Source organism: Allobosea sp. 2KB_26, assembly GCF_052115715.1.
Lineage (GTDB): Bacteria > Pseudomonadota > Alphaproteobacteria > Rhizobiales > Beijerinckiaceae > Allobosea.
Genome location: NZ_JBFRHE010000005.1, coordinates 1 through 20,849, shown reverse-complemented (window position 1 = coordinate 20,849; position 20,849 = coordinate 1). Strand labels below are relative to the sequence as shown.

At 63.3% G+C, this 20,849-nt stretch carries 21 protein-coding genes; 15 read left to right on the top strand and 6 right to left on the bottom strand.

What is annotated here, in order from left to right; genetic code table 11:
* Nucleotides 1-24 precede the first annotated feature (24 nt).
* The 6 genes from AB4099_RS15965 to AB4099_RS15940 all read left to right on the top strand — a co-directional run bounded on the left by AB4099_RS15965 (nucleotide 25) and on the right by AB4099_RS15940 (nucleotide 4,655).
* Nucleotides 25-762, top strand: a complete 738-nt coding sequence (locus AB4099_RS15965) for an urease accessory protein UreE (RefSeq protein ID WP_441478769.1) — start codon at nucleotides 25-27, stop codon at nucleotides 760-762.
* A gap of 6 nt (nucleotides 763-768) precedes the next feature.
* On the top strand, nucleotides 769-1,446 hold the full coding sequence (locus tag AB4099_RS15960; RefSeq protein ID WP_441478768.1) for an urease accessory protein UreF: 678 nt from the start codon (nucleotides 769-771) through the stop codon (nucleotides 1,444-1,446).
* Nucleotides 1,443-2,075, top strand: a complete 633-nt coding sequence (gene ureG / locus AB4099_RS15955) for an urease accessory protein UreG (protein WP_441478767.1) — start codon at nucleotides 1,443-1,445, stop codon at nucleotides 2,073-2,075. Before AB4099_RS15960 ends, ureG begins: the two co-directional genes overlap by 4 nt.
* An 11-nt stretch (nucleotides 2,076-2,086) precedes the next feature.
* The gene (locus AB4099_RS15950) at nucleotides 2,087-2,665 is read left to right on the top strand and encodes a HupE/UreJ family protein (RefSeq protein WP_441478766.1); all 579 of its coding nucleotides are present in this window, start codon (nucleotides 2,087-2,089) and stop codon (nucleotides 2,663-2,665) included.
* A gap of 39 nt (nucleotides 2,666-2,704) precedes the next feature.
* Nucleotides 2,705-3,289, top strand: coding sequence for an ANTAR domain-containing response regulator (locus AB4099_RS15945; RefSeq protein ID WP_441478765.1), 585 nt, complete (start codon nucleotides 2,705-2,707; stop codon nucleotides 3,287-3,289).
* Nucleotides 3,290-3,512: 223 nt separating this feature from the next.
* The gene (locus tag AB4099_RS15940) at nucleotides 3,513-4,655 is read left to right on the top strand and encodes an alpha-D-ribose 1-methylphosphonate 5-triphosphate diphosphatase (RefSeq protein WP_441478764.1); all 1,143 of its coding nucleotides are present in this window, start codon (nucleotides 3,513-3,515) and stop codon (nucleotides 4,653-4,655) included.
* A gap of 19 nt (nucleotides 4,656-4,674) precedes the next feature.
* On the opposite strand, the gene uxuA is transcribed toward AB4099_RS15940, so the two are convergent.
* Both uxuA and AB4099_RS15930 read right to left on the bottom strand, forming a co-directional pair.
* Nucleotides 4,675-5,871: a mannonate dehydratase gene (gene uxuA, locus AB4099_RS15935; RefSeq protein ID WP_441478763.1), complete on the bottom strand. Its 1,197-nt coding sequence runs from the start codon at nucleotides 5,869-5,871 to the stop codon at nucleotides 4,675-4,677.
* Nucleotides 5,872-5,926: 55 nt separating this feature from the next.
* Entirely contained in the window at nucleotides 5,927-6,619 is a 693-nt protein-coding gene (locus tag AB4099_RS15930) for a GntR family transcriptional regulator (protein ID WP_441478762.1), read from the bottom strand.
* 134 nt (nucleotides 6,620-6,753) lie between these two features.
* Between AB4099_RS15930 and AB4099_RS15925 the strand changes: the two genes are divergently transcribed.
* From AB4099_RS15925 to AB4099_RS15885, 9 genes are all read left to right on the top strand, one after another.
* Nucleotides 6,754-7,947 carry an ABC transporter substrate-binding protein gene (locus AB4099_RS15925; protein ID WP_113514676.1) on the top strand — a complete coding sequence of 398 codons (1,194 nt, stop codon included), beginning with the start codon at nucleotides 6,754-6,756 and terminating at the stop codon, nucleotides 7,945-7,947.
* A gap of 100 nt (nucleotides 7,948-8,047) precedes the next feature.
* Nucleotides 8,048-9,121: an ABC transporter ATP-binding protein gene (locus tag AB4099_RS15920; RefSeq protein ID WP_113514678.1), complete on the top strand. Its 1,074-nt coding sequence runs from the start codon at nucleotides 8,048-8,050 to the stop codon at nucleotides 9,119-9,121.
* On the top strand, nucleotides 9,118-10,005 hold the full coding sequence (locus AB4099_RS15915) for an ABC transporter permease (protein WP_441478761.1): 888 nt from the start codon (nucleotides 9,118-9,120) through the stop codon (nucleotides 10,003-10,005). The genes AB4099_RS15920 and AB4099_RS15915 overlap by 4 nt, the downstream gene beginning before the upstream one ends.
* A gap of 4 nt (nucleotides 10,006-10,009) precedes the next feature.
* Nucleotides 10,010-10,840: an ABC transporter permease gene (locus AB4099_RS15910; RefSeq protein ID WP_069882107.1), complete on the top strand. Its 831-nt coding sequence runs from the start codon at nucleotides 10,010-10,012 to the stop codon at nucleotides 10,838-10,840.
* A gap of 127 nt (nucleotides 10,841-10,967) precedes the next feature.
* Nucleotides 10,968-11,690: a GntR family transcriptional regulator gene (locus AB4099_RS15905; RefSeq protein ID WP_441478760.1), complete on the top strand. Its 723-nt coding sequence runs from the start codon at nucleotides 10,968-10,970 to the stop codon at nucleotides 11,688-11,690.
* A gap of 74 nt (nucleotides 11,691-11,764) precedes the next feature.
* Complete coding sequence (locus AB4099_RS15900; protein WP_441478759.1) at nucleotides 11,765-12,655, top strand: class I SAM-dependent methyltransferase; 891 nt, start codon at nucleotides 11,765-11,767, stop codon at nucleotides 12,653-12,655.
* Between the two features lie 110 nt (nucleotides 12,656-12,765).
* Entirely contained in the window at nucleotides 12,766-13,764 is a 999-nt protein-coding gene (dusA, locus tag AB4099_RS15895; protein WP_113514680.1) for a tRNA dihydrouridine(20/20a) synthase DusA, read from the top strand.
* A 9-nt stretch (nucleotides 13,765-13,773) separates the two neighbouring features.
* Nucleotides 13,774-14,235, top strand: coding sequence for a PaaI family thioesterase (locus tag AB4099_RS15890; RefSeq protein WP_441478758.1), 462 nt, complete (start codon nucleotides 13,774-13,776; stop codon nucleotides 14,233-14,235).
* A 33-nt stretch (nucleotides 14,236-14,268) separates the two neighbouring features.
* Nucleotides 14,269-14,652, top strand: a complete 384-nt coding sequence (locus tag AB4099_RS15885) for a cupin domain-containing protein (protein WP_441478757.1) — start codon at nucleotides 14,269-14,271, stop codon at nucleotides 14,650-14,652.
* Nucleotides 14,653-14,862: 210 nt separating this feature from the next.
* Here the strand turns inward: AB4099_RS15885 and AB4099_RS15880 are convergent, their stop codons facing one another.
* The 4 genes from AB4099_RS15880 to AB4099_RS15865 form a co-directional block, all read right to left on the bottom strand.
* A complete protein-coding gene (locus AB4099_RS15880) occupies nucleotides 14,863-15,330 on the bottom strand; it encodes a DUF1579 domain-containing protein (RefSeq protein WP_441478756.1) in 468 nt (155 codons plus the stop codon).
* Nucleotides 15,331-16,188: 858 nt separating this feature from the next.
* Nucleotides 16,189-18,147, bottom strand: coding sequence for a TniQ family protein (locus AB4099_RS15875; protein WP_441478755.1), 1,959 nt, complete (start codon nucleotides 18,145-18,147; stop codon nucleotides 16,189-16,191).
* Complete coding sequence (locus tag AB4099_RS15870) at nucleotides 18,144-19,262, bottom strand: ATP-binding protein (RefSeq protein ID WP_441478754.1); 1,119 nt, start codon at nucleotides 19,260-19,262, stop codon at nucleotides 18,144-18,146. Before AB4099_RS15870 ends, AB4099_RS15875 begins: the two co-directional genes overlap by 4 nt.
* A partial coding sequence (locus AB4099_RS15865; RefSeq protein WP_441478753.1) for a hypothetical protein occupies nucleotides 19,259-20,849 on the bottom strand: 1,591 nt, incomplete at its 5' end. The genes AB4099_RS15865 and AB4099_RS15870, both read right to left, overlap by 4 nt.

Here is a 20,849-nt window from a genome sequence, read left to right as displayed (position 1 = left end):
CATCTCGTTGTCACGGGTACCATCATGCTGCGCGCCACCTCCGTCGTCCGCAAGGCCGCGGTCAAGCAGGACAAGGTCGTTGAGACCCTGACGCTCGACCATGAGGATCGCAATCGCCGCCGCATCGCGCTGAAGGGCGATGGCGGGCGCGAGATCCTGCTCGATCTCGACAAGCCGACGGTTCTGAACGATGGCGATGCCGTGAAGCTCGAAGACGGCGGCCTGGTCCTGATCAGGGCCGCTGCGCAGAGCCTGCTCGAAGTGCGGGCCGAGAACCCGTTGCGGTTGATGCGCGTCGCCTGGCATATCGGCAACCGGCACACACCGGCGGAAATCACGGCAGACGCCATCTATATCGAGAACGACCATGTCCTCGCCGAGATGGTCCGTGGCCAGGGCTGCGCCATGAGCGTGGTCGAGCGTCCGTTCCAGCCCGAGCGCGGCGCCTATGATCACGGTCACGACCATGATCACGATCACGCGCATGACGCATCCTGCGGCTGCGGGCATGATCATGGCCACGCTCACCATGATCACGGGCACGCTCACGCCGGGCATGACCATGGTCACGATCATCATGGCCATAACCACCATGGCCATGACCACGATGAGAAGAAGCGGGATGATCATGCCCAGCACGCCCATGGCGCGGATTGTGGCTGTGGTCACGACCACAGCCATGGCGATCATGATCATAAGCATGACCACGGCCACCATCATGGCGCCGAACACGCGCATAAGGGTCACAAGCACGACCATTGAGGGCTGATGTCGCACGCCCATCTGCCGTTGATGGTCTGGCTTTCGCCGTCCTTCCCGGTCGGCGCCTTTGCCTATTCGCATGGGCTGGAATGGGCCTTCGAGGCCGGCGACCTCACCAATGCCGACACGCTTCGCGATTGGCTCGAGGCGCTCGTCGGCCACGGCTCGCTCCATAATGACCTCGTCCTGTTCACGTGCGCCTACAACGCCTTCGGGGCTGAGGACGGCGCGGCGCTGAGCGAGGTGGCGGAACTGGCCCTGGCGCTGGCGAACTCCGCAGAGCGCCGGCTGGAAACGGTGACGCAGGGCAATGCGTTTATCGCGGCCGTGCGTGCCGCCTGGCCTTGCGCGGCATTTGATCGGCTGCGCGCTGCCTGGGAGGGAGACATCGCCTATCCCATCGCGGTCGCTGCTGCCGCCAGCGGCCATGACGTGCCGCTGCGCCCGGCGCTGGAAACCTACAGCCTCGCCTTCGTCGCCAATCTGGTTTCGGCCTCGGTCAGGCTCGGCATCGTCGGCCAGACCGACGGGCAGAGGATCACGGCTGGGCTGGTGCCGTCCTTGCATGCGGCTGCCACGCGCGCGGAAACCGCGACACTTGCTGATCTCGGCGGCTGCGCGCTGCGCTCGGACCTCGCGTCCCTGCGGCACGAAACCCAGTATTCGAGGCTGTTCCGCTCATGACCCGCTCTCCCCACGGCCCCTTGCGCGTCGGCATCGGCGGCCCGGTCGGTTCCGGCAAGACCGCCCTGATGGAGGTGCTCTGCAAGCGCATGCGCGATCGTTATGATCTCTGCGCCATCACCAATGACATCTACACCAAGGAAGATGCGCGTCTCCTGACCGTCGCAGGGGCTCTTCCCGAGGAACGCATCATGGGCGTCGAGACCGGCGGCTGCCCGCATACCGCCATCCGCGAGGATTGTTCGATCAACCTTGCCGCGGTCGAGGAAATGCGCGGCAAATTTCCCGGGCTCGACCTGATCCTGATCGAGTCCGGCGGAGATAATCTGGCGGCGACCTTCTCGCCCGAACTCGCCGATCTGACGATCTACGTGATCGATGTCGCCGCCGGCGAGAAGATCCCGCGCAAGGGCGGCCCTGGCATCACCCGTTCGGACCTGCTCGTCATCAACAAGACCGATCTCGCTCCTCATGTTGGCGCGGATCTTGCTGTGATGGACCGGGACTCGAGGACCATGCGGGGCAAGCGGCCCTTCGTCTTCACCAATACGAGGGAGGGCGAGGGCGTCGATGCGGTGGTGGATTTCATCGAGAGCGTGGGCGGCCTGAAGGCGAGCGCCGGGGGATAGGGGAGGCGAACATGCTGACGCGGTTGACGGGCGCCCTGGCATTGGTCTTGACGATAATGGCGGCGCCCGCCCTTGCCCATACCGGAATGGGCTCCGTCGATGGTCTCGTTCACGGGCTGCAGCATCCGCTCACCGGGTTGGATCATGTGCTGGCGATGATCGCGGTCGGCCTCTGGGCCGGGCTCATCGGTGGCAGGGCGCGCATCGCGTATCCCGTCGCCTTCGTCTCGGCCATGGCGCTGGCCGGGCTCTGGGCCATGGCCGGCGGACAGCTTCCAGGCGCGGAGGTTGGCATTGCCTTTTCTGTCGTCATCCTCGGGCTCGCCATCGCGCTCAATCTCTCGCCACCGCTCGCCGCCGGTGCCCTGGTCTGCGGGGTCTTCGCGATCTTCCATGGCTTTGCCCATGGTGCCGAGTTGCCGGAGGATGCCAGCGGTGTGAGCTATGCGATCGGCTTTGTGATCGCGACATCGGCTCTGCATGGAGTAGGCTTGCTTCTTGCGAGCCAGCTTGCGGTGCGGATGCCGCAGCTTGCCCGCATCGCCGGTGGCGGTCTCATTCTGGCAGGTGTCGCAATCCTGTCGGGCTGAGTGCGGGCCTTCCCCTCAATGCGTTAGGCGTCGTGGCTCATGACACCTGCGTTGAAAATTCTGATCGTCGATGCCAACCCGGTCCGGGCTGCCATTCTCGATGAGGGCTTCCGCGAAGCGGGCTTTACCGACCTCGTCCGAATCGGCGCGACGCATGGGCAAGTCACTGTCATCGAGGCCCATGACCCCGATGTGGTCGTGATCGATCTCGTGAATCCCGGCCATAATGCACTCGCCGAGATGCTTCTGGTCAGCCGGCGCCCGAAGCGGCCGATCAGCGCGTTCGTCGAACCGGTGGATGCGGCCTTGATCGAGGCTGCTGTTGAGGCAGGGGTCGCGGTCTATGTCGTCGACGGGCTGAAGTGGGAGGCCCTTGAGCCAATCCTCCAGACCTGCATCAGTCGCTTCAGCGCCGCCTCGAAGCTGCGTGAGGGGCTGGACGAGGTGCGGTCGCAGCGCGACGATCGCGCGCTGATCGATCGTGCGAAGGGGATCGTCATGCACCTCAAGGGGCTCCCCGAAGCGGAAGCCTATGCCCTGATGCGCCGCACCGCGATGAACGAGAAGCGCAAGCTGGTCGACATCGCCCGTTCCATCATCACCGCGGCGGAGGTGTTGAAATGACCCCGCACCGGTGCGTCGGCGATCTGCCCCTGGCCGATGCCGCCATTTGCTGACCGTTCCGGCCGATGCCGGCTTTGCGGAAGGCGGCTCGGTCGATGACGCTGTCGCCCGTCTCGGTACCTTGAACAGGGGGGGGCGCCATCCTGATCGGCCCGCGCCCGTCATTCCGCTGTCATGATGGCCCGTCAAGCGCGCTCTCCCAAGGGCTGCGGCGGAGGCGGGCGTGTCACTTCATATCACGGGCGGAACAGTTATGACCGCCGCGCTCACCCGTGCCGATCTCGTCACCGACGGATCGTGCATCGCCGCCCTCGATGCGTCCCCTCCTGCCGGCGCCTTGCACCTGGATGCCGCCGGCCTCCTCGTCTTGCCGGGCATGGTCGATTGTCATGGCGATGCCTTCGAGCGGCACATCATGCCGCGACCGCGGGTGTCCTTCGACATCGATCTCGCCCTGCGCGACGCCGATCGCGCCATGCTGAGTTGCGGCATCACCACGGCCTTCCACGGTGTGACCTGGTCCTGGGAACCCGGTCTGCGCGGAGCCGGCAATGCGCGGCGCCTGATCGACGCGATCGCGCGGCTCGCGCCGGAGCTCGGGGCCGATACGCGATTCCATTTACGCCACGAGACCTTCAACCTCGATGCCGAGGCCGAGATCATCGAGTGGCTGCAGGCGGGGCGCGTCGGAGTACTGGCCTTCAACGACCATACCGGCGGCATCCTCAAGGAGACGACCCGGCCGGACAAGGTCGCCAAGATGGTCGAGCGCACCGGCCTCTCGCATGCGGACTTCATGGCGCTGGCGCAGAACGTCCATGACCGCGGTAACGACGTGCCGGGATCGGTCGCGCGGCTGGCGAAAATCTCGCTGGCCGCCGGCATTCCGACGCTCTCGCATGACGACATGAGCCCGGACATGCGGCGCTGGTATCGCTCGCTCGGCGTGACCGTGGCGGAATTCCCGATGGATGAGGCGACGGCACGTGAGGCTGTCGCGCATGGCGAGGCGACGGTGTTCGGCGCGCCCAATGTCGTGCGCGGCGGTTCGCATACCGGCTGCCCGGCAGCGGAGGACATGGTCGGCAAGCGGCTCTGCACCATCCTGGCGTCGGATTACTACTACCCCGCGCTGCTGCTGGCGCCCTTCATGCTGGCGCGCAGCGGCACGGCGAGCTTTCCCGACGCCTGGAAGCTGGTCTCGCAGGCCCCGGCCGATGCCCTTGGCCTGATCGATCGCGGCGTCATCGCGCCCGGCAGGCGGGCGGATCTGATCATCGTCGAGGACGCGCCGCAGCCGCGCGTCGTTGCAACGATCGCTGGCGGCAAGCTGGTGCAGCTCGCCGACCAGCGTCTTCTGGCCTGAGTAGCGTCTTGCGGCCTGATCAGGCGTCGTAGCCGCGCAGGCTGGTCAGGGCGGTCATCACGCCGCGCAGCTCTGCCAGACCGCGCAGGCGACCGACGGCTGGGTAGCCCGGGAAACTGCCCTTGCCGACATCGTCGAGCAGTTCATGACCGTGATCGGGCCGCATCGGGATGCGCCAATGGCGCCAGCCGGCGGCCTTGCGGCGCTGCTCCTCGGCCATCAGCACATCGACCAGTGCCACCATGTCGGTGTCGCCGCCGAGATGCTCAGCCTCCATGAAGGAACCGTCCGGATCCTTGGCGACATTGCGCAGATGCGCGAACCAGATCCGGTCGGCGAAGCGCCGGGCGATTCCGGGTACGTCGTTCTTTGGGTTGGCCCCCAGCGAGCCCGAGCACAGCGTCAGGCCATTGGAGGGGCTGTCGACGGCACCGAGGATGAAGGCGATGTCGCTCTCCTCCGAGCAGATGCGCGGCAGGCCGAAGAGCGGGCGCGGCGGATCGTCAGGGTGGATGCACATGCGGATCCCGACCTCTTCCGCGGTCGGGATCACCGCCTCGAGAAACCGCTTCAGATTGGCGCGCAACCCGTCATGGCTCATCTCATGGTAGCGCGCGAGCATGCGCTTCAGGCCGGGCACGTCATAGCGGTCATAGGCGCCGGGCAGCCCGGCCATGATATTGGCGAGCAGGCGGGCGCGATCGGCCTCGGTCGAACGTTCGAACCAGGCTTTGGCCCGGTCCATCACCTCGGCCGAATGGCCGTCGGCAGCGCCGGGACGCTCCAGCATGAAATGGTCGAAGGCGACATATTCATGCAGGTTGAAGCGCAGCGCGGTGCCGCCGCCGGGCAGGGGGCAGGCGAGTTCGGTGCGGGTCCAGTCGAGAACCGGCATGAAGTTGTAGCAGACCACCTCGATGCCGCAGGCGGCGAGATTGCGCAGCGACTGGCGATAATTGACGAAGATCGGCTCGAGATCGCCTTCGCCGATCTTGACGCTTTCATGAATCGGCAGGCTCTCGACCACGGACCAGCGCAGGCCGAGGCTCTTATCCTTCTCGATGATCGCCTTGCGCGCCTCGATCTCCTCGACGCTCCAGACGACGCCATAGGGAATCTGATGCAGCGCGTTGACGATGCCTTGCGCGCCCGCCTGCCGTGCCTGGGCGAGCGTCACCACATCGTCCGGCCCGAACCAGCGCCAGGTTTGTTCCATCGTCGCGTTCCTTCTTAAGTCGTTTCTTGTTGGTGATGCAGAGAATGCGGCCGCCTCAGACCTTGCGGATCGGCGTGTTCGCGACGAAGGCGTCGACGTGTTTGTGTGCGATCGCCTCGATGGCATCGAACACCGTGCGCAGATGCGCCCGCATCGCCTTCTCGGCGCCGATCTCGTCGCCGGCGCTGACTTTTGCGGCGATCTCGCGATGCTGGTCCATGATCATGCCGGGCCAGGACGCAGCTTCGAGCGACAGGCAGCGCACACGATCAAGCTGCGCCTTGACGCCTTCGATCAGCCCCCAGACCGAGGGGTGGCCTGAGAGCCGCGAAAGCTCGGCATGGAAGGCCTCGTCGGCACGGAAGAAGTTGACGCGATCGCCCACTGCGAGCGCCTGTTCCTGCTGTGCGATCAGCCGTTCCAGCGCGGCGCGCCCGGCATCGTCGATCCGCTGCGCGGCCAGCGTGACAGTGCGGCATTCCAGGGTTTCGCGCACGAATTGGCTGTCATAGACTGCCGCCAGATCGATCGGCGCGACGAAGGTACCGACCTGCGGCACGACCACCAGGAAACCTTCGTCGACCAGTCGCTTGAAGGCCTCGCGCACGGGCGTGCGGCTGACCCCGAACTGGACGGCCATTCGCGCTTCCGACATCGCCTCGCCCGGCAGGAGCACCGCGTTGAGGACGTCGTCCCGCAAGGCGCGGTGAATCTGGTCTGTGCTTTGTCGTGCCGCTGCGCTGCCCATTGCCAAGCTCTAGTCCACTAGTATACTAGGATACCGGGCAATCCGAGGCGACGTCAATGTGAACTTCGCCGAGGCTGATGCCGAAAGGTGTCTAAGAATCCAAAAGCGGTAAATCCGTACCGAAGGGAGAAGTCATGGTCCAGGACAGCATCAATCGGCGCATATTTCTGGGTGGTGTCGCGGGTCTCGCGGGTGCCGCGGCCTATGCGCCGGGCGCCTTCGCGCAGCAACTCAAGTTGCCGACCTCACCGGTCGCGCTTTCCGTCGTCGATGTCGCCGGCAATCTGGCGCTGACGCAGAAGGCGATCGAGAATTATCGCAAGGCCAAGCCGAATTTGGTCTCGCGCATCACCTTCACCAAGGCGCCCGCGCCGGAACTTCCGGGCAAGCTGAAGGCGCAGCAGGAAGCAAACCGCGTCGATATCGACATGGTGCTGACCGGCACCGATGCGCTTTCCGCCGGTGTCGACCAGAAGCTCTGGACGCCGCTGCTGCCGCAGCTCGCAGGCTCGCTGCCGAAGCTCGACGAGATCTATCTCGAAGGTGCCGCCAAGATGCAGGGCCTCGCGAGCGGGCAGGGCGTCGTGGTGACCTATTATCCGTCCGGCCCACTGCTCGAATACATGCCCGACAAGGTCAAGAAGGTGCCGACAACGGCCGAGGAGCTGCTCGCCTATACCCGCGAGAACAAGAACCGCTTCTTCTATGCGCGCCCCGCCAATTCGGGCCCCGGCCGGACCTGGATCATGGGGCTGCCCTATATCCTTGGGGATTCGAACCCGAAGGACCCGGTCAAGGGCTGGGACAAGACCTGGGCCTATCTCAAGGCGCTGGGCGAGAATATCGAGTACTATCCGGCCGGCACCGGTGCGGTGATGAAGGAGCTCGGCGAAGGCTCCCGCGACATGACCGTCACGACCACGGGCTGGGACATCAACCCGCGCGTGCTCGGCGTCGTGCCGAAGGAGGCCAAGATCGGCGCGCTCAAGGGTTTCCATTGGGTCACCGACGCGCACTACATGTGCATCCCGAAGGGCGTCTCGGACGAGAAGCTCGCGGTGCTGCTCGACCTGATGAGCTTCCTGCTCACCAAGGAGCAGCAGGCCTACACCTATGATGAAGGCTATTTCTATCCCGGTCCGGCCGTGAAGGGTGTGACGCTCGACATGGCGCCCGCCGAGAGCCAGGCGGCGATCAAGGAATTCGGCCGCCCCGAATATGAGAAGCTCATCGCCGAGGCGCCGCTCGAGACGCCGCTCGACCCAGACCAGATGGTGATTGCCTTCCGTCGCTGGGACGAGGAAGTCGCCGGCGCCAAGCGCAAGTGAACGAAACCCGCTAACGACAGCGAGCCGGTTCCGGCCGGCTCGCTTCGCCGTCACATTTCCTGACAGAACCCATCAGCCGCTTTCCAAAGACGTGACCTAAATGACGATTCACGCTGCGAACTTCCGCGAGCTGCGGCTCGACAATCTGAGCCGCGACTTCGGCACTCACAACGCCGTCAAGGACGTGTCGTTGACGATCAAGAAGGGCGAGTTCATCGCGCTTCTCGGTCCGTCGGGCTGCGGCAAGTCGACGACGCTGAACCTGATCGCGGGCCTTCTGCCGGCGACCGGCGGCGGCATCTGGCTCGACGACCGGCGCATCGATCCGCTGCGGCCCGAAGAGCGCGGCTTCGGCATGGTGTTCCAGAACTACGCCCTCTTCCCGCATATGAGCGTGAAGCGGAATATCGGCTTCGGCCTGAAGATGCGCGGCGTCCAGAAATCCGAGATCGAGCGGCGCGTCGGCGAGGCTGCGGCCCTGGTCCGGTTGCAGGGGCAGACCGAGAAACTGCCTGGCCAGCTTTCCGGCGGGCAGCAGCAGCGTGTCGCCATCGCCCGGGCCATCGTCGTCGAGCCGCCGCTCGTGCTGATGGACGAGCCCCTCTCGAACCTTGACGCCAAGCTGCGTCTCGAGATGCGCGCCGAGATCCGCCGCATCCACAATACGCTCGGCGCAACCACGATCTACGTCACGCATGATCAGGAAGAGGCCTTGTCGCTGGCCGACCGCATTGTCGTGATGCGTGACGGCCAGGTCCGTCAGGTCGGCGGGCCGGAAGACCTGTTCTCCCGCCCCGACCATCTCGATGTCGCCGAGTTCATGGGCTTCCGCAACAAGGTCGCTGGCCGCGTCGCCTCCGTCGAGGGCGAGCATGCGACCGTCACCGTCGGCGATGCCAAGGTCGTCGGGCGGGTGCGCGGCACGGTGGCCCCTGGTGGGCAGGCCTGGCTTGCGATCCGGCCGGAGGACCTTCACCCCGCAGCTGCGGGAGGCGCGGGCCTCAAGGCGTCGGTCGTCTCGACCGAGTTCCGTGGCCGCGAATTCGTCGGCTTCTCCCGCATGGCGGATGGAACCGATCTCTCCTTCCTGGCGCATGACCGCATCGCGCCGGGTGGCGAGGTCACGCTGGCTGCAGATCCCGATCGCGTCCTGGTTTTCGGGGGGGCGGCGTGAGCGCGACCACATCCATCCCCCTCAGCCAGAGGCTCGCCGCACGCGGCATCGATTCTCTGACCCTGCTGGTTCTGCCAGCGGTGTTCTTCCTCCTGGCGCTGTTCATCTACCCGTTCCTCTATGGGCTCGTGCTCTCCTTCACGCCCAAGACCGGGCCGATGCTGGCGAACTACACGCGCTTCTTCTCGGATTCCTTCCTGTACGGCACGATCGCGACGACGCTCTGGCTGGCACTGCCGGTCACGATCGTGACGCTTCTGCTGGCGATCCCGATCGCCTTCCGGGTCCGGATGATGAAGCATCAGCGCTTGCTGACCACGATCCTGGTGATTCCGATCACGCTCGGGACGGTTCTCGTCGCGCAGGGCCTGTTGAATTATCTTGGCCCCCAGGGCTGGTTCAACCGCACCCTGCTCACGCTTGGGCTGATCTCGACGCCGGTGAAGCTCCTGCATAATTACTGGGGCGTCTGCATTTCTCTCGTCATTACCGGCTTCCCCTTCACCTTCCTGCTGACCCTGTCCTACCTCTCTGGCGTCGATCCGGCGCTCGAGCAGGCGGGCGCGACGCTGGGCGCCGGGCCGTGGGAACGGTTCAAGCACATCCTCCTGCCGCTCCTGCTGCCGGGTCTGGCGATCACCTTCTGCCTCAGCTTCGTGCAGGCCTTTTCGGTCTTTCCCTCGGCGGTCTTGCTGGGCGCGCCGGCAGGGCCGACGCGCGTCATCTCGATCGCGGCCTATCAGGCTGCCTTCGAGGAGTATGATTATTCGATGGCATCCGCTGTCGCGATGATCATGGGTGTGGTGCAGCTCAGCATCGTCGTCGTCGTGCTGGCCGCGCGCGGCATGCTCTACCGTGGCCCCGCCGGCGGCGGGAAGGGCTGAGATCATGGTCAAGGATACCCGCCTCTCCAGCAAGCTCTGGGCTGCCGCCAACTGGACGCTCATCGGCTTCTTCATCCTCAACCTCGGCGCGATGATCGCGACGGTGGTGACGAGTTCCTTCGCGACCCGCTGGCTTGGCACATGGCTGCCAGCCGGCTGGACCACGCGCTGGTATTCGGCCGCCTGGAGCGAATTCCAGCTCTCCGATGTGCTGAGCGTCACCTTCCAGATCGTCTTCCTGGTCGTGTTTCTCTCGGGCCTGCTCGGCGTGCCGGCCGCCTATGCGCTGGCGCGGCGGGATTTCCCGGGCAAGAAGCTCGTCATGCTGCTGTTCCTTCTGCCCCTGCTGGTGCCGCCGATCACGTTCGGCATCCCGCTCGCGACGGTGCTTTACAAACTCGGTCTTGCCGGCGGCATGTCGGGTGTTGTGCTCGCCAATCTGGTGCCGACGGTTCCCTTCGTCATCCTGGTGATGATCCCGTTCATCGAGCAGATCGACACCAAGATCGAGGCGGCCGCCCGGGTCTTCGGGGCGAACACCTTCAAGCTCTTCATTCACGTCCTGCTGCCCCTGCTGATGCCGGGCATTCTGGCCGCGTTGCTGCTGGTGCTGGTCAGGACGATTGCGATGTTCGAGCTGACCTTCCTGACCGCTGGTCCGACCAGTCAGACGCTCGTCGTTGCCCTCTATTATGCGGTCTTCGCCGCAGGCGTGCGTGCCGTGCAGTCGATCGATGCCATGGCGGTGATCTACATGATCACGACGCTGATCTGGCTGGTGATCGCACTGCGCTTCGTCAACCCGACGCAGATCGTCGCCCGGGCCAAGAAGTAGGACGCCAACACTGAAAACCCGGCCGCCTTCGGGCGGCCGGCCCCTGCGACGTATGGGCATGGCGACATCCACCATACCGGTATGCTAGATAGACCAACGGATGGGGGATGAGCGGGACGCTCTGCCCATGACGATGGAACCCAGCCTCCGCCTTAAGGATCCGATCGCTCCGCAATTGGTTTCGTCCTTGCGGCAGGCGATTATCGCCACGCAGCTCAGGCCCGGCGAGGCGCTCTCCGAAAAGGATATCGCCGGCCGCTTCGGCGTCAGCCGCCAGCCGGTTCGCGAGGCCTTCATCAAACTCTCCGAAGCCGGTCTCGTGCAGGTCCTGCCGAGCCGCGGCACCTATGTGATGAAAGTTTCGATGCGGGCGATCGCCAATGCCCGCTTCGTGCGGGAGGCGGTGGAATGCGCGATTGCGCGTGCAGCCAGCGCCTTGATCACCAAGGACGACGTGATGCGGCTGCGTTGGCTGATCGAGCGTCAGCGCGAGGCGTCTGCCCTTTCCGATCGCGCTGCCTTTGCCGTGCTCGACGAGAATTTCCACCAGACCCTCGCCGAGATCGTCGATTGCGACTACGCCGCCCGCATCGTCGAAGGTGCTCGCGCCCAGACTGACCGCGTCCGCTACCTGTCGCTTCCCGGCGCCTCGCCGGTTCCGTTGCTCGTTGCGCAGCACGCTGCGATCCTCGACGCCATCGAGGCTGGAGACGCCGACGGAGCCGAATGCGAGATGCGCAGGCACTTGCGCGAGATCCTCAACGCCTTGCCCCGGATCGCGCAGAATTATCCGGAGCTGTTCGAGGACGAAGTCATGCCGGCACATACGCAGGTGCTGCACAGGCCCTGATCGGTGCGCTCGGGGCGCGGGAAACGCCCGAGGCTCGCGCCGATCGATCCAGCAACGAGATCGGGGATCGTCCAATGGTGCGCAGCCAGACCACCCGAAATATGGCGCGGCCAGTGCAGGCTGATCCCGAGGCATTGCTGTCGGAGAAAGTGACCCTGACCAGGGAGCGGGAAACGCTGCTCATCACCCTCTACGCCAAGGGGGAAGAAAGCCGCCTGCGAGATTCCCTGCTGCATGATCGCTTCGCCGCGAGCGCGGTCCGCCGGATCGATTATGACTTCCGGAAACTGGGCGTCAGCCGGGACGACATGATCGCCCTGGCGATGCGGGCGCATATTTTCGACGGCTGGACCAGCGATTTCATCATGCGGCACCCCGATGCGACGGTGCTGCATCTCGGCTGCGGCCTCGACAGCCGGGTCTTCCGGATCGATCCGCCCACGGGCGTTCGCTGGTTCGATCTGGACTATCCGGAGGTCGTCGCTCTGCGCCGGCGTCTCTATCCGGAAAGACACGGTTACACCCTGATCGGCTCCCCGGTGACGGAGCCGGGCTGGCTCGACGGCGTGCCTTCGGGCCGGCCGACGATGATCGTCGCAGAAGGGCTGCTCATGTATCTCCGGCCTGATGCCGTGCCACGGCTGATCAAGCGGCTGGTTGCGCATTTCGGGCATGGCGAACTGGCTTTCGACGCGTTCAGCCCGCTCGGACTTTGGCTTGTCAGCCATCATCGCTCGGTCCGGGCGACGGGCGCAAAGTTGCTGTGGAGCATCGACGAGCCCCAAGAGCTTGAAGACCGTATTCCCGGGTTGAAACTCAGAAATGATCTGACCGCCTATGATCCACGCGGCTATGATCCCGCCCAGATCGCCCGGATGTCCTGGCCCGCCCGCCTGACGGTCCTTTTCCTCTCCGCATGTCCGCCGCTCGGACGCATGGGCCGGCTGCTGCGCTACCAGTTCTGAGCGCGGCAGATCGCCGGGCTGAATCCCATGCGCAAAACCGGTCGAAAATCGCCTGGTTTCGCGTATAAGGACGCGCGAAGCTCAACACGCGCCGCCCATGTCCGGATAAAATGCAGCACTATCAGTCATATCGATTTTCCGTCGCGCCCATGATGGATTGGACGGACCGGCATTGCCGCGTCATCCATCGCCTGATGTCGCGTCGGGCGCGGCTCTATACCGAGATGGTGACGGCGCAGGCGGTGATCCGCGGCGACCGGCAGCGTCTGATCGGCTTCGATGCGATGGAACAGCCTGTTGCCCTGCAGCTTGGCGGCAATGATCCGGCCCTGTTGGCGGAGGCCGCGAAGATCGGGGCCGATTTCGGCTATGACGAGATCAATCTGAATTGCGGCTGCCCGTCCGACCGCGTGCAGGGCGGCGCCTTTGGCGCCTGCCTGATGCGCGAGCCCGCGCTCGTCGGTGACTGCGTCGCGGCGATGAAGGCAGCGGTTTCCGTCGCCGTCACCGTCAAATGCCGCATCGGCGTCGATGATCAGGATCCGGAAGCCGCGCTCGATGCTTTGACCGCCAGCGTGCGCGCCGCCGGCGTCGATGCGCTCGTCGTGCATGCCCGAAAGGCTTGGCTGCAGGGATTGTCGCCGAAGGAAAACCGCGAGATCCCGCCGCTCGACTATGAGCGCGCCTATCGTCTGAAGGCGGCCAATCCGGACTTGATCGTGGCGATCAATGGCGGCATCCGCGCTCCCACGGAATGGCCGGCTCACTTGGCGCATCTCGACGGCGTGATGATCGGCCGCGAGGCCTATCAAAATCCCGAGGTGCTGCTGCAGGTCGATCCGCTGCTCTTTGGCGAGGCGGCTCCGGTTGACGATGCCTTCGCCATGCTGGAGGCGCTCGAACCACATATCGCCTCGCATCTGGAAAAGGGTGGCCGGCTGCATGCCTTCACCCGTCATCTGGTCGGGCTGTTCCCGGGCCGCCGGGGTGCGCGCCAGTTCCGCCGCCATCTCGCCGAGCATTGCGTCGGGAGCGAAGCGGGGCTTGCGGATTTGCGTGCCGCGATCGCCCATGTCTCGCGCTACGAAGAGGCGGCTGCCGCTGCATAGGAGCTTGCCATGACTGTGTCCGACCAGTCGCCTTCAGATGCGGATGTGGTCAGGCGCATCGAGGCAAGCTTCGGCAAGCAGGCCTTCATGACGACGATCGGCGCGCGCCTGACCCGGGTCGCGCCCGGCGAGGTCGAGATCGAGCTACCGGTCTCGGCCCATCTCACCCAGCAGCACGGCTTCGTCCATGCCGGAGCGGTCGCCACCATCGCCGATTCTGCCGCAGGCTATGCAGCGCTGACGATGATGCCGCCAGGCACCGGCATCCTCACTGCCGAGTTCAAGATCAACCTCCTTGCGCCCGCTGCCGGCGAACGGCTGTTGGCGAAGGGCAGGGTGGTCAAGGCCGGCCGCACTTTGACGCTCGCGACCGCCGAGGTCTTGGCGCTGAAGGATGGCGCAGCCAGGCTCTGTGCCATGATGACGGCGACCTGCATGACCATTGCCGGTCGCGACGGCGTGTCCGACTGAATGCAGGCTCCGATTGGGGAAGAAAGCAGCGCCATGGATATCCTCGACCACGCAACCCAGCCGCAGGAACTCTGGCGGGACGGGGTGAGGACGCTGATGCGCGTTTCGGCGACGGTCCAGAGCCGGCAGCTTTGCATCTTTGAGCAGTATTGCGACCCTGGCCTGGGCGCGCCGATGCATCTCCATGCCGTTGAGGAGGTGCTCGAAGTGATCGCGGGGACGGCCGAGATCACCTTGCGCGATGAAACGAGGACCGTGACGGCCAATCAGTCGGTGCTGATTCCGGCAGGCGCCCGCCATGGCTTCAGGAATGTCGGCGCCGGGATCCTGCATGTCCGCGCCACCCTGGCCGCCTCCATCTTTGAAGCGTCCTATGACGATCGCAACGAACTGTCCCGGCGCTATGTGCCGGATTGAGTGCGATGGCGTGGCGCTGGATGAAGCACTCGCCTCGTAACGGCGTGTAGGGAAAGCCGAAGTCCCTGGCAGTCGCGGCTTCCCGTTTTCCCGTTGAGGCCGCGACGCAATAATGCGGCGAAGGCAGGGGGGCGGACCTAACGCCCGTTGGTGTCGCGCTCGTCCCCATGATGGGACGGCGCCTTCGACAGTGTCTTCTCGTGGATCAGCTCATTGGGGGCGGCGGAACAGCATCACCCAGTTGGTTTCCCAGCTCTGTCCATCGTCATAGGAAAAGGCCTGGCTCCACTGAGGCGTGGCGGTCTCGGTCCCCGTCCATTCAAACCGGACGCGTATCGGACGAACGCCATCGAGATCGTCCCCTTCGAAGACGCCTTTGCCATCCGTGAAACGGCCGAAGACGGGCGGCTGCATCGCCCCGTCGCTCGAGTTGATCCAGTAGATCGCCCACTGGTCCTGGGCGGGGTCGTAGAGGCGCAGGGACATCCCCTTGAAGCCGCGGTCGGTGAAGTCGGTCTCATCGATCGAAACGGTCCCGCCCATCAGCAATTGCGCGTCTGTTCGGGTCTCGAACTGATCCCATTCGCCCGATCCGACGCCGCGCGTCCTGAGCTTGCGATGACTGACGCGCCACTCACCGTGGTTGAAGTCGAATCCGTTGCGGGAAGTCGCGCTCATCGTACAACGCCTTTCTTTGCGCGGCGCGGGGTCGTCCCGGGCGGCGGTTCGGGAGTTGGGAGTCATCGTGGACGCTCAGCGTCTGCGAAGACTCATAAGGGAGAGCGCAGCCGCAGGCTGTCAGCAGGATTCCGGTGAACACGCCCGTCGAGGCGAAATCCGCCGCAGCGAACGCGGCCGGGGAGTTGCTGGCTGCCTCGCCTTTCATGCTCCGCGGTTCGTGAGGTCTATGCCGTTCGGATCTTGGCTCAGCGCGTGCCCCATTTTGGACAGCTGCCGACACGAACCGACACAATTGCGATCGCTCTTTGCAATCGCGGCAAATGTCGGTTTTCCCTACAACGTTGTGCGCTACCCGAAGAATGTCGGCTGCCCCCTCTAGAAATGACCGAATCCATTGGTCCGAAAATCTGCTAGGGCACCGAGTGTGTCGGTAATTGCGTGCAATCTCTGTCGGCCACGACATCGATTTGAATCGAGGGGCCAAGTCGCCACATGAGGACGTTCGCTCTGTGGAGATCACCGCAGGAATTGAGGGACGGGCGCGGTCGCCTGACCACCAGCGAGTTGGAACTGCTGGCGCGGAGCGGGGTCATGCTGCTTGAAAATTGGCGAATATCAGAGAAGGAAGCGCGCCGCATTCTGGGCGGGCTTTCACCCTCGATTTTATGCCCAATGGAAAGTCGGATCTTCGGGCGGATCGGGCAAGCGCGTTTTCGCGAGTTGCCCTCCTGCTCTCGACTCACAAGGGACTGGGAATCTGCTTCCGATATTGACCGGAGATACGCCCGTATTCAAAAATTACACCCGGCGTTCAACGGGTTGCCGCCAGTCGAGTTGCTTGCTGACAAGAGTGCGTCAGGTGGGGTCCAAGTGAATAGTTAGGTCCTCTAGGCGTGCGGTATCCTTTGTTTTATTTCTTTTCCGATGAACAGTTTGGTCCCGATGATCCTTCGACAGCGTTAACGGGTTCGCGATTTCCTTGATTGCAGGATAGAGAACCGCAATATCCTCCCGTTTATAGAGCCTGAGTGATAGGCTCGTCGGTAAATCAAGGGGCCGGATTCCCGCGGCGGCAAAACCGGCCCGCAGCTGATGAAGATTTTTGGAAAGTTGTCTCGCCGCTTCAGTCATGGAAACAAACGTTCTTCTAAAATCCATGATCTGATCGAAGGTAATCCTCGGTAGCGACCGCCGGTTCGGGGGCTGCTTGATTGGCAGTAGCTCGATCAAACCGGCTCTAGCCAGGGCATAGATGGCCCCCGAGTTGACGCCAAGTAGCGGGTAGGCCTGATGGATCGTAAAATCTCCGAGTCTGGGGTCAATGACCTTTTTCCGGACTTCTCTGACGTCAATCAGAATTCCATCTAGTCCACGGGCTCGCGCAAGTCGGCCGGACCAGGCAAGTTCCCCCTTGAGCAACAGGTTCACGACAACTGATACCTCGCAGGGGACATGACGAGGTGCCATAGCGATGGGATGAGCTCCCAGCGGCGCTTCGTCTAAAACTTCTGATCCCACGGACAAGCGTGTCAGAAATGAGTCGACGTCCTCTCTTGCGTATCGGGAAATGCCGTTCGCTCTGCCTGAGCTGTGAAGGATGGGCGGAATGAAGCCTTCCCGGACGAGCATGCGCGATATCCGCAACGAGCAACCAGCGTAGGGGCCCACCTCCCTGATGTGCAGAGCTGATGCCAAGCGCCGAAAGGCGTCCGCCGACGCCGTCACATCGAAAGTGACCTCCGTGTCCGATTTTTCTTCTATCGAACCGCCAGCGATACCGGTCGCGTCCAGAACTCTCCGAATGAAGCGCGGGTGAATTCCGGTTTCTTGCGCTGCGGAGCGGACAGAGTGGACTTTTCGATCGGGCAGCGGCTTGCCGAAGACGGTGATATTGCTGGAAAAAGCGGCCGTCTCAACCAAGTTGAGCGTCATGATCGATCGCAGCGGATCATATACGGGGTCGGCGCCTTTCTCCCCCAACAGCCATTTGTACAGGGCGCCGAACCAAGAATATGGACCCGGTCGGTGGCATCGGTCGGACGCGCCCAGCCGCAGTTCCGTCAGAAACGCGTCGATGGCAACAGCTCCGCCCGACGCGATTTCATAACCTCGACTGCCGGCTAGCCACCACTCATCATCATTTAGCTTCTTGCGATTGTGACGAATCCCGAAAACGCTGGTTGCCCCGATTGCCTCGCAGCTATTCGCGGCGGCGTACAGCGGGAGAGTGTCGAGCCAACACGGGGCGTGCGGCTGATTGTAGAGCCGTGAGAGTATGTATGTCTCAAGGCGTGACGGTACGCGGTGCGGCGTCGAGAAATCGAGATCATCGAATTGAATTGCGACACGGCGGGCGAAATCCCGCCGCAGCCCCGTCTCATCAGGCGGCGGCAGCGTTACGATTGGTGTCTTATGAAGGTGGCAGGTGCGAAGGTTCGTAAGACGCCAGTGCCCGCGATAACGAATGCCGGCACCCGGTGGTAAGTCAGGAGCGACGCGATCGTCTTGAAGACATCGGAGGCAGGCCCTTCCACCTTCGCGACGAAGATAATTGACACCAAAGGTATGACCGCGAAAATAGGAGAACTCCGCTTCAGTACGCCATGCACTTGCGATGAGCTTGTTCGCTTCTTCGCCGGCGAGTTCAGCAAGTCGGCACACGTTATCCGGCTCACCTCGAAGCAATCCGTCGAGCCCGATGCGAAAATCCTTGCAAAAGATCTCGGCGGTGACCCCGTTCAAAATTGCCAGCCGTGAAGCATAGCTGGCGGGCGTCTCCCCGTCGATAAAGGGAGTTACTGGATATAGTCTCATCGGATATTCCGTGTATTCTTGATTTCGATGGCTAAGCTCGCTGCGTTGGCCTCGTTCGGAGTTCGTTTGAGCAGGAGTGTGCAGTCGAGGGATTGCCACTGGGTAACGACAAACGGGTTCACGCTGTCGGCACACCCGGTACGTGCGCGATAAGCCTGTCCAAAATGCTGAAGGGTCAGCTCAGGGCTCGAAGTTGAGATTGCTTCGGCGATGGCCTCATGGGTCAACTGCATCGTAGTGCCAAGCTCATAGAGTCCGGCGTGGATCAGCCTCGGCACAACGCGGTTTTCCATGTCTGCGGCGAAGCGCAAGCCGGTGGCTGAGGCGACGTCCCGAAGTGCTGCGAATAACATAGCAATATCGTTGGGGAGACTTAGCGATCGCAGATGGATGAATTGACTGCGCCTCCGAACCTCTCCCTTGGTGTCGGCTCGAAATTGCCCCTCTTCGTCCGTTTCCGCCAAGCCTTCAAAAAACGGGACGATCTCTGGAAGTCCCGACAGAACCAGGACAACAGGCCAGGTGTCCGAGACCATGAAAGTCTTGAAGAGCTTGCGAATTTCTCGGACTTCCCGGTCGTTCGCGTTCTCTAAAACGTTGTGAACCTCGTCGAAGTGCAAGACGAGGATACCTCGGTGCTGGAGCCGATCCCTGGCCCGTGAAAAGATGTAGGACTGGGTTCGCTGGGCCGCCAATGGGTAGTCCAGCACGCGAAGGATTTCGAGGCCCAGCGCCTTTGGCGTGCAGGGTGACGGAGTTCCGATCGTGACGGCGGGGCACCCGGAACGGGGCGTGCCGTAGCCCTTAAAGGCCGGATGATTGGAGAACATCCTGGAGAGGAGCGAGCTTTTGCCGGCGCCGGTCTTTCCCGTAACGACCAAGGCGCGGGTCTCAACCCGGTTTCCCGGGCCAAACGGGCGGGTTGGGTCGACGCGCATCATGAGATCGCGGAGCAGAAAGGCGAAGGCTCGGTCAACGGCGTCGTCTCGATCAGCCGTCCGCAGCACGCGTGATTTGACGCGCTCCATCACTGAAATCTGATCACGCTCTTCCGGGGAGAGCGCGGCCAGAAATTTCTCCAACACAGCGGTCGAGTTATCGGTCGGGTGCGTCACGACGTGCCCTCGTTGCGATCGCCCATCCGCCAGGTAGCGGCCGGTCCTGGGGGGGCGATCGCCAAGGGGGCTTCGTCCTCCTGAGGGGGCTCCACCTGGTGCGGGACCGCGATGACACCGTCCAGAAGATCTCGGCTAACGCCGTCAGCGTCCTCCTGCTCCCACTCCGGCAAACGGAAGCCCAGGCCAAGATTGTTGCGAGCGCGCTCAAGTGTTTCGGGCGTGTCCAACTCCTCGGAGATGCCAGCTTCTCGCTGGTACTGCCGCGCGACCGCATCGATGTCGCGCATCGCATCCAGCACAACCGGGCGCGACAATGCAGCCTCGTCCTTGAAACGAGCGCGCAGGATTGTTGCGGTCTCAACCCAGGTTCGCAACGTGGTGCCTTTGAACTCCTCCTTCACATTGGGGACGGTGACCCACTCCTCGCCAAGCTTGACCGAGGCGAAACCGAGGTCGGCGGGATCGACGCGAACGCGAACCTTTCTCGCGCCGTGCGTAGTGAACCAGTAGTAGATCCTCTTGCTCTGAAACCGCAGACCGAGCATGACCACACCGCTCTTGTCGAGCTGGCAAGTATCTTCCAGCCCGAAAATGTGACGCTGCATATGCTGATCGGGGATGGGGATACGGCCCGTGAGCGTCAAGACGCGGTGCCAGGCGTTGAACGGCGTTTCCCCGCCAAGTCCCTCATGCGGGCGATTATGATAATCGTCGACGACATAGCGGACGACCAGTTGCGCCAGCACGTCAAAGGGGATGTTGGCTTTTTCCTCGGACTTGTAATCCCCGCGCTGAACGACGTTTGAAAAAGTTCGCCCAGCGAAGTGGGGCATGAATCGGGTTTCGGTCGTCAGGAAAATGCGTTCGCAGGCGCCTCGGAATTCGGGCATGCTTGCTGGGGGATGGGTGTAAGTAGCGCCGGTAGAAATGACGACCGCTCGGGTCTTGTCAGCTCTGAAAGCAGAACCCCAATCCACGGCCAGAGCTCCGATGCCCGTTGACATTGACCAGTCGGTCATTGCGTTCGCACTTTCGACCAACTGTGCCTTGTCGGAGAAGATCATGCGAATGGTCGCAATGGCCTCATCCGCGTTGGGTTCGGCCATGAGCCGCATTGCCAGCACGCAGCGCGTTGCGCGATCCAGGGCGATGCAAAGCCAGTGGCGGCCGGACTTAACCTCCTGCCGCGTTTCGACGTCGAGTTCCCGCCACACCCGTGCTTTTATGAGCAGCGACTGCAGGCTCACCTTCCATTCGTCCATCTCGATGCGCTCCCCGATGCGGGTCGCCTCCGGTCCCTTATCTTGAGAAGCAAACTTCTTGCGAGCGGCATCAAGTGTGTGACGACTCGCGTGCACCCAGAAGCGGTCGAGGGAATCAATTTCCTTGTAGAACCGGCGCCTCGAAGGGCATTCGAAGGCCGGAAGCCCTTCTGTGCGGATTCCGATTGAAGCGGGCGGGGTATTCCGAAGCGAAGCCGGCAGGGCATTCCGATTTGAAGCCGGCATGTGATTCCGAGATGAAGCCGGCACCCTGAAGGGGGTGTTGGAGGCCTGGGTCAGCCACTCTGGCAGACGTTTTCCG

What these genes read in the sequence shown, in the direction of transcription:
- AB4099_RS15880 (WP_441478756.1), bottom strand. Translation starts at nt 15,330, where the DNA reads ATGAGCGCGACTTCCCGCAACGGATTCGACTTCAACCACGGTGAGTGG.
- AB4099_RS15930 (WP_441478762.1), bottom strand. Translation starts at nt 6,619, where the DNA reads ATGGGCAGCGCAGCGGCACGACAAAGCACAGACCAGATTCACCGCGCC.
- AB4099_RS15890 (WP_441478758.1), top strand. Translation starts at nt 13,774, where the DNA reads ATGACTGTGTCCGACCAGTCGCCTTCAGATGCGGATGTGGTCAGGCGC.
- uxuA (WP_441478763.1), bottom strand. Translation starts at nt 5,871, where the DNA reads ATGGAACAAACCTGGCGCTGGTTCGGGCCGGACGATGTGGTGACGCTC.
- AB4099_RS15910 (WP_069882107.1), top strand. Translation starts at nt 10,010, where the DNA reads ATGGTCAAGGATACCCGCCTCTCCAGCAAGCTCTGGGCTGCCGCCAAC.
- AB4099_RS15945 (WP_441478765.1), top strand. Translation starts at nt 2,705, where the DNA reads ATGACACCTGCGTTGAAAATTCTGATCGTCGATGCCAACCCGGTCCGG.
- AB4099_RS15920 (WP_113514678.1), top strand. Translation starts at nt 8,048, where the DNA reads ATGACGATTCACGCTGCGAACTTCCGCGAGCTGCGGCTCGACAATCTG.
- AB4099_RS15905 (WP_441478760.1), top strand. Translation starts at nt 10,968, where the DNA reads ATGACGATGGAACCCAGCCTCCGCCTTAAGGATCCGATCGCTCCGCAA.
- ureG (WP_441478767.1), top strand. Translation starts at nt 1,443, where the DNA reads ATGACCCGCTCTCCCCACGGCCCCTTGCGCGTCGGCATCGGCGGCCCG.
- AB4099_RS15900 (WP_441478759.1), top strand. Translation starts at nt 11,765, where the DNA reads ATGGTGCGCAGCCAGACCACCCGAAATATGGCGCGGCCAGTGCAGGCT.
- AB4099_RS15885 (WP_441478757.1), top strand. Translation starts at nt 14,269, where the DNA reads ATGGATATCCTCGACCACGCAACCCAGCCGCAGGAACTCTGGCGGGAC.
- AB4099_RS15925 (WP_113514676.1), top strand. Translation starts at nt 6,754, where the DNA reads ATGGTCCAGGACAGCATCAATCGGCGCATATTTCTGGGTGGTGTCGCG.
- AB4099_RS15960 (WP_441478768.1), top strand. Translation starts at nt 769, where the DNA reads ATGTCGCACGCCCATCTGCCGTTGATGGTCTGGCTTTCGCCGTCCTTC.
- dusA (WP_113514680.1), top strand. Translation starts at nt 12,766, where the DNA reads ATGCAGCACTATCAGTCATATCGATTTTCCGTCGCGCCCATGATGGAT.
- AB4099_RS15875 (WP_441478755.1), bottom strand. Translation starts at nt 18,147, where the DNA reads ATGAGACTATATCCAGTAACTCCCTTTATCGACGGGGAGACGCCCGCC.
- AB4099_RS15950 (WP_441478766.1), top strand. Translation starts at nt 2,087, where the DNA reads ATGCTGACGCGGTTGACGGGCGCCCTGGCATTGGTCTTGACGATAATG.
- AB4099_RS15965 (WP_441478769.1), top strand. Translation starts at nt 25, where the DNA reads ATGCTGCGCGCCACCTCCGTCGTCCGCAAGGCCGCGGTCAAGCAGGAC.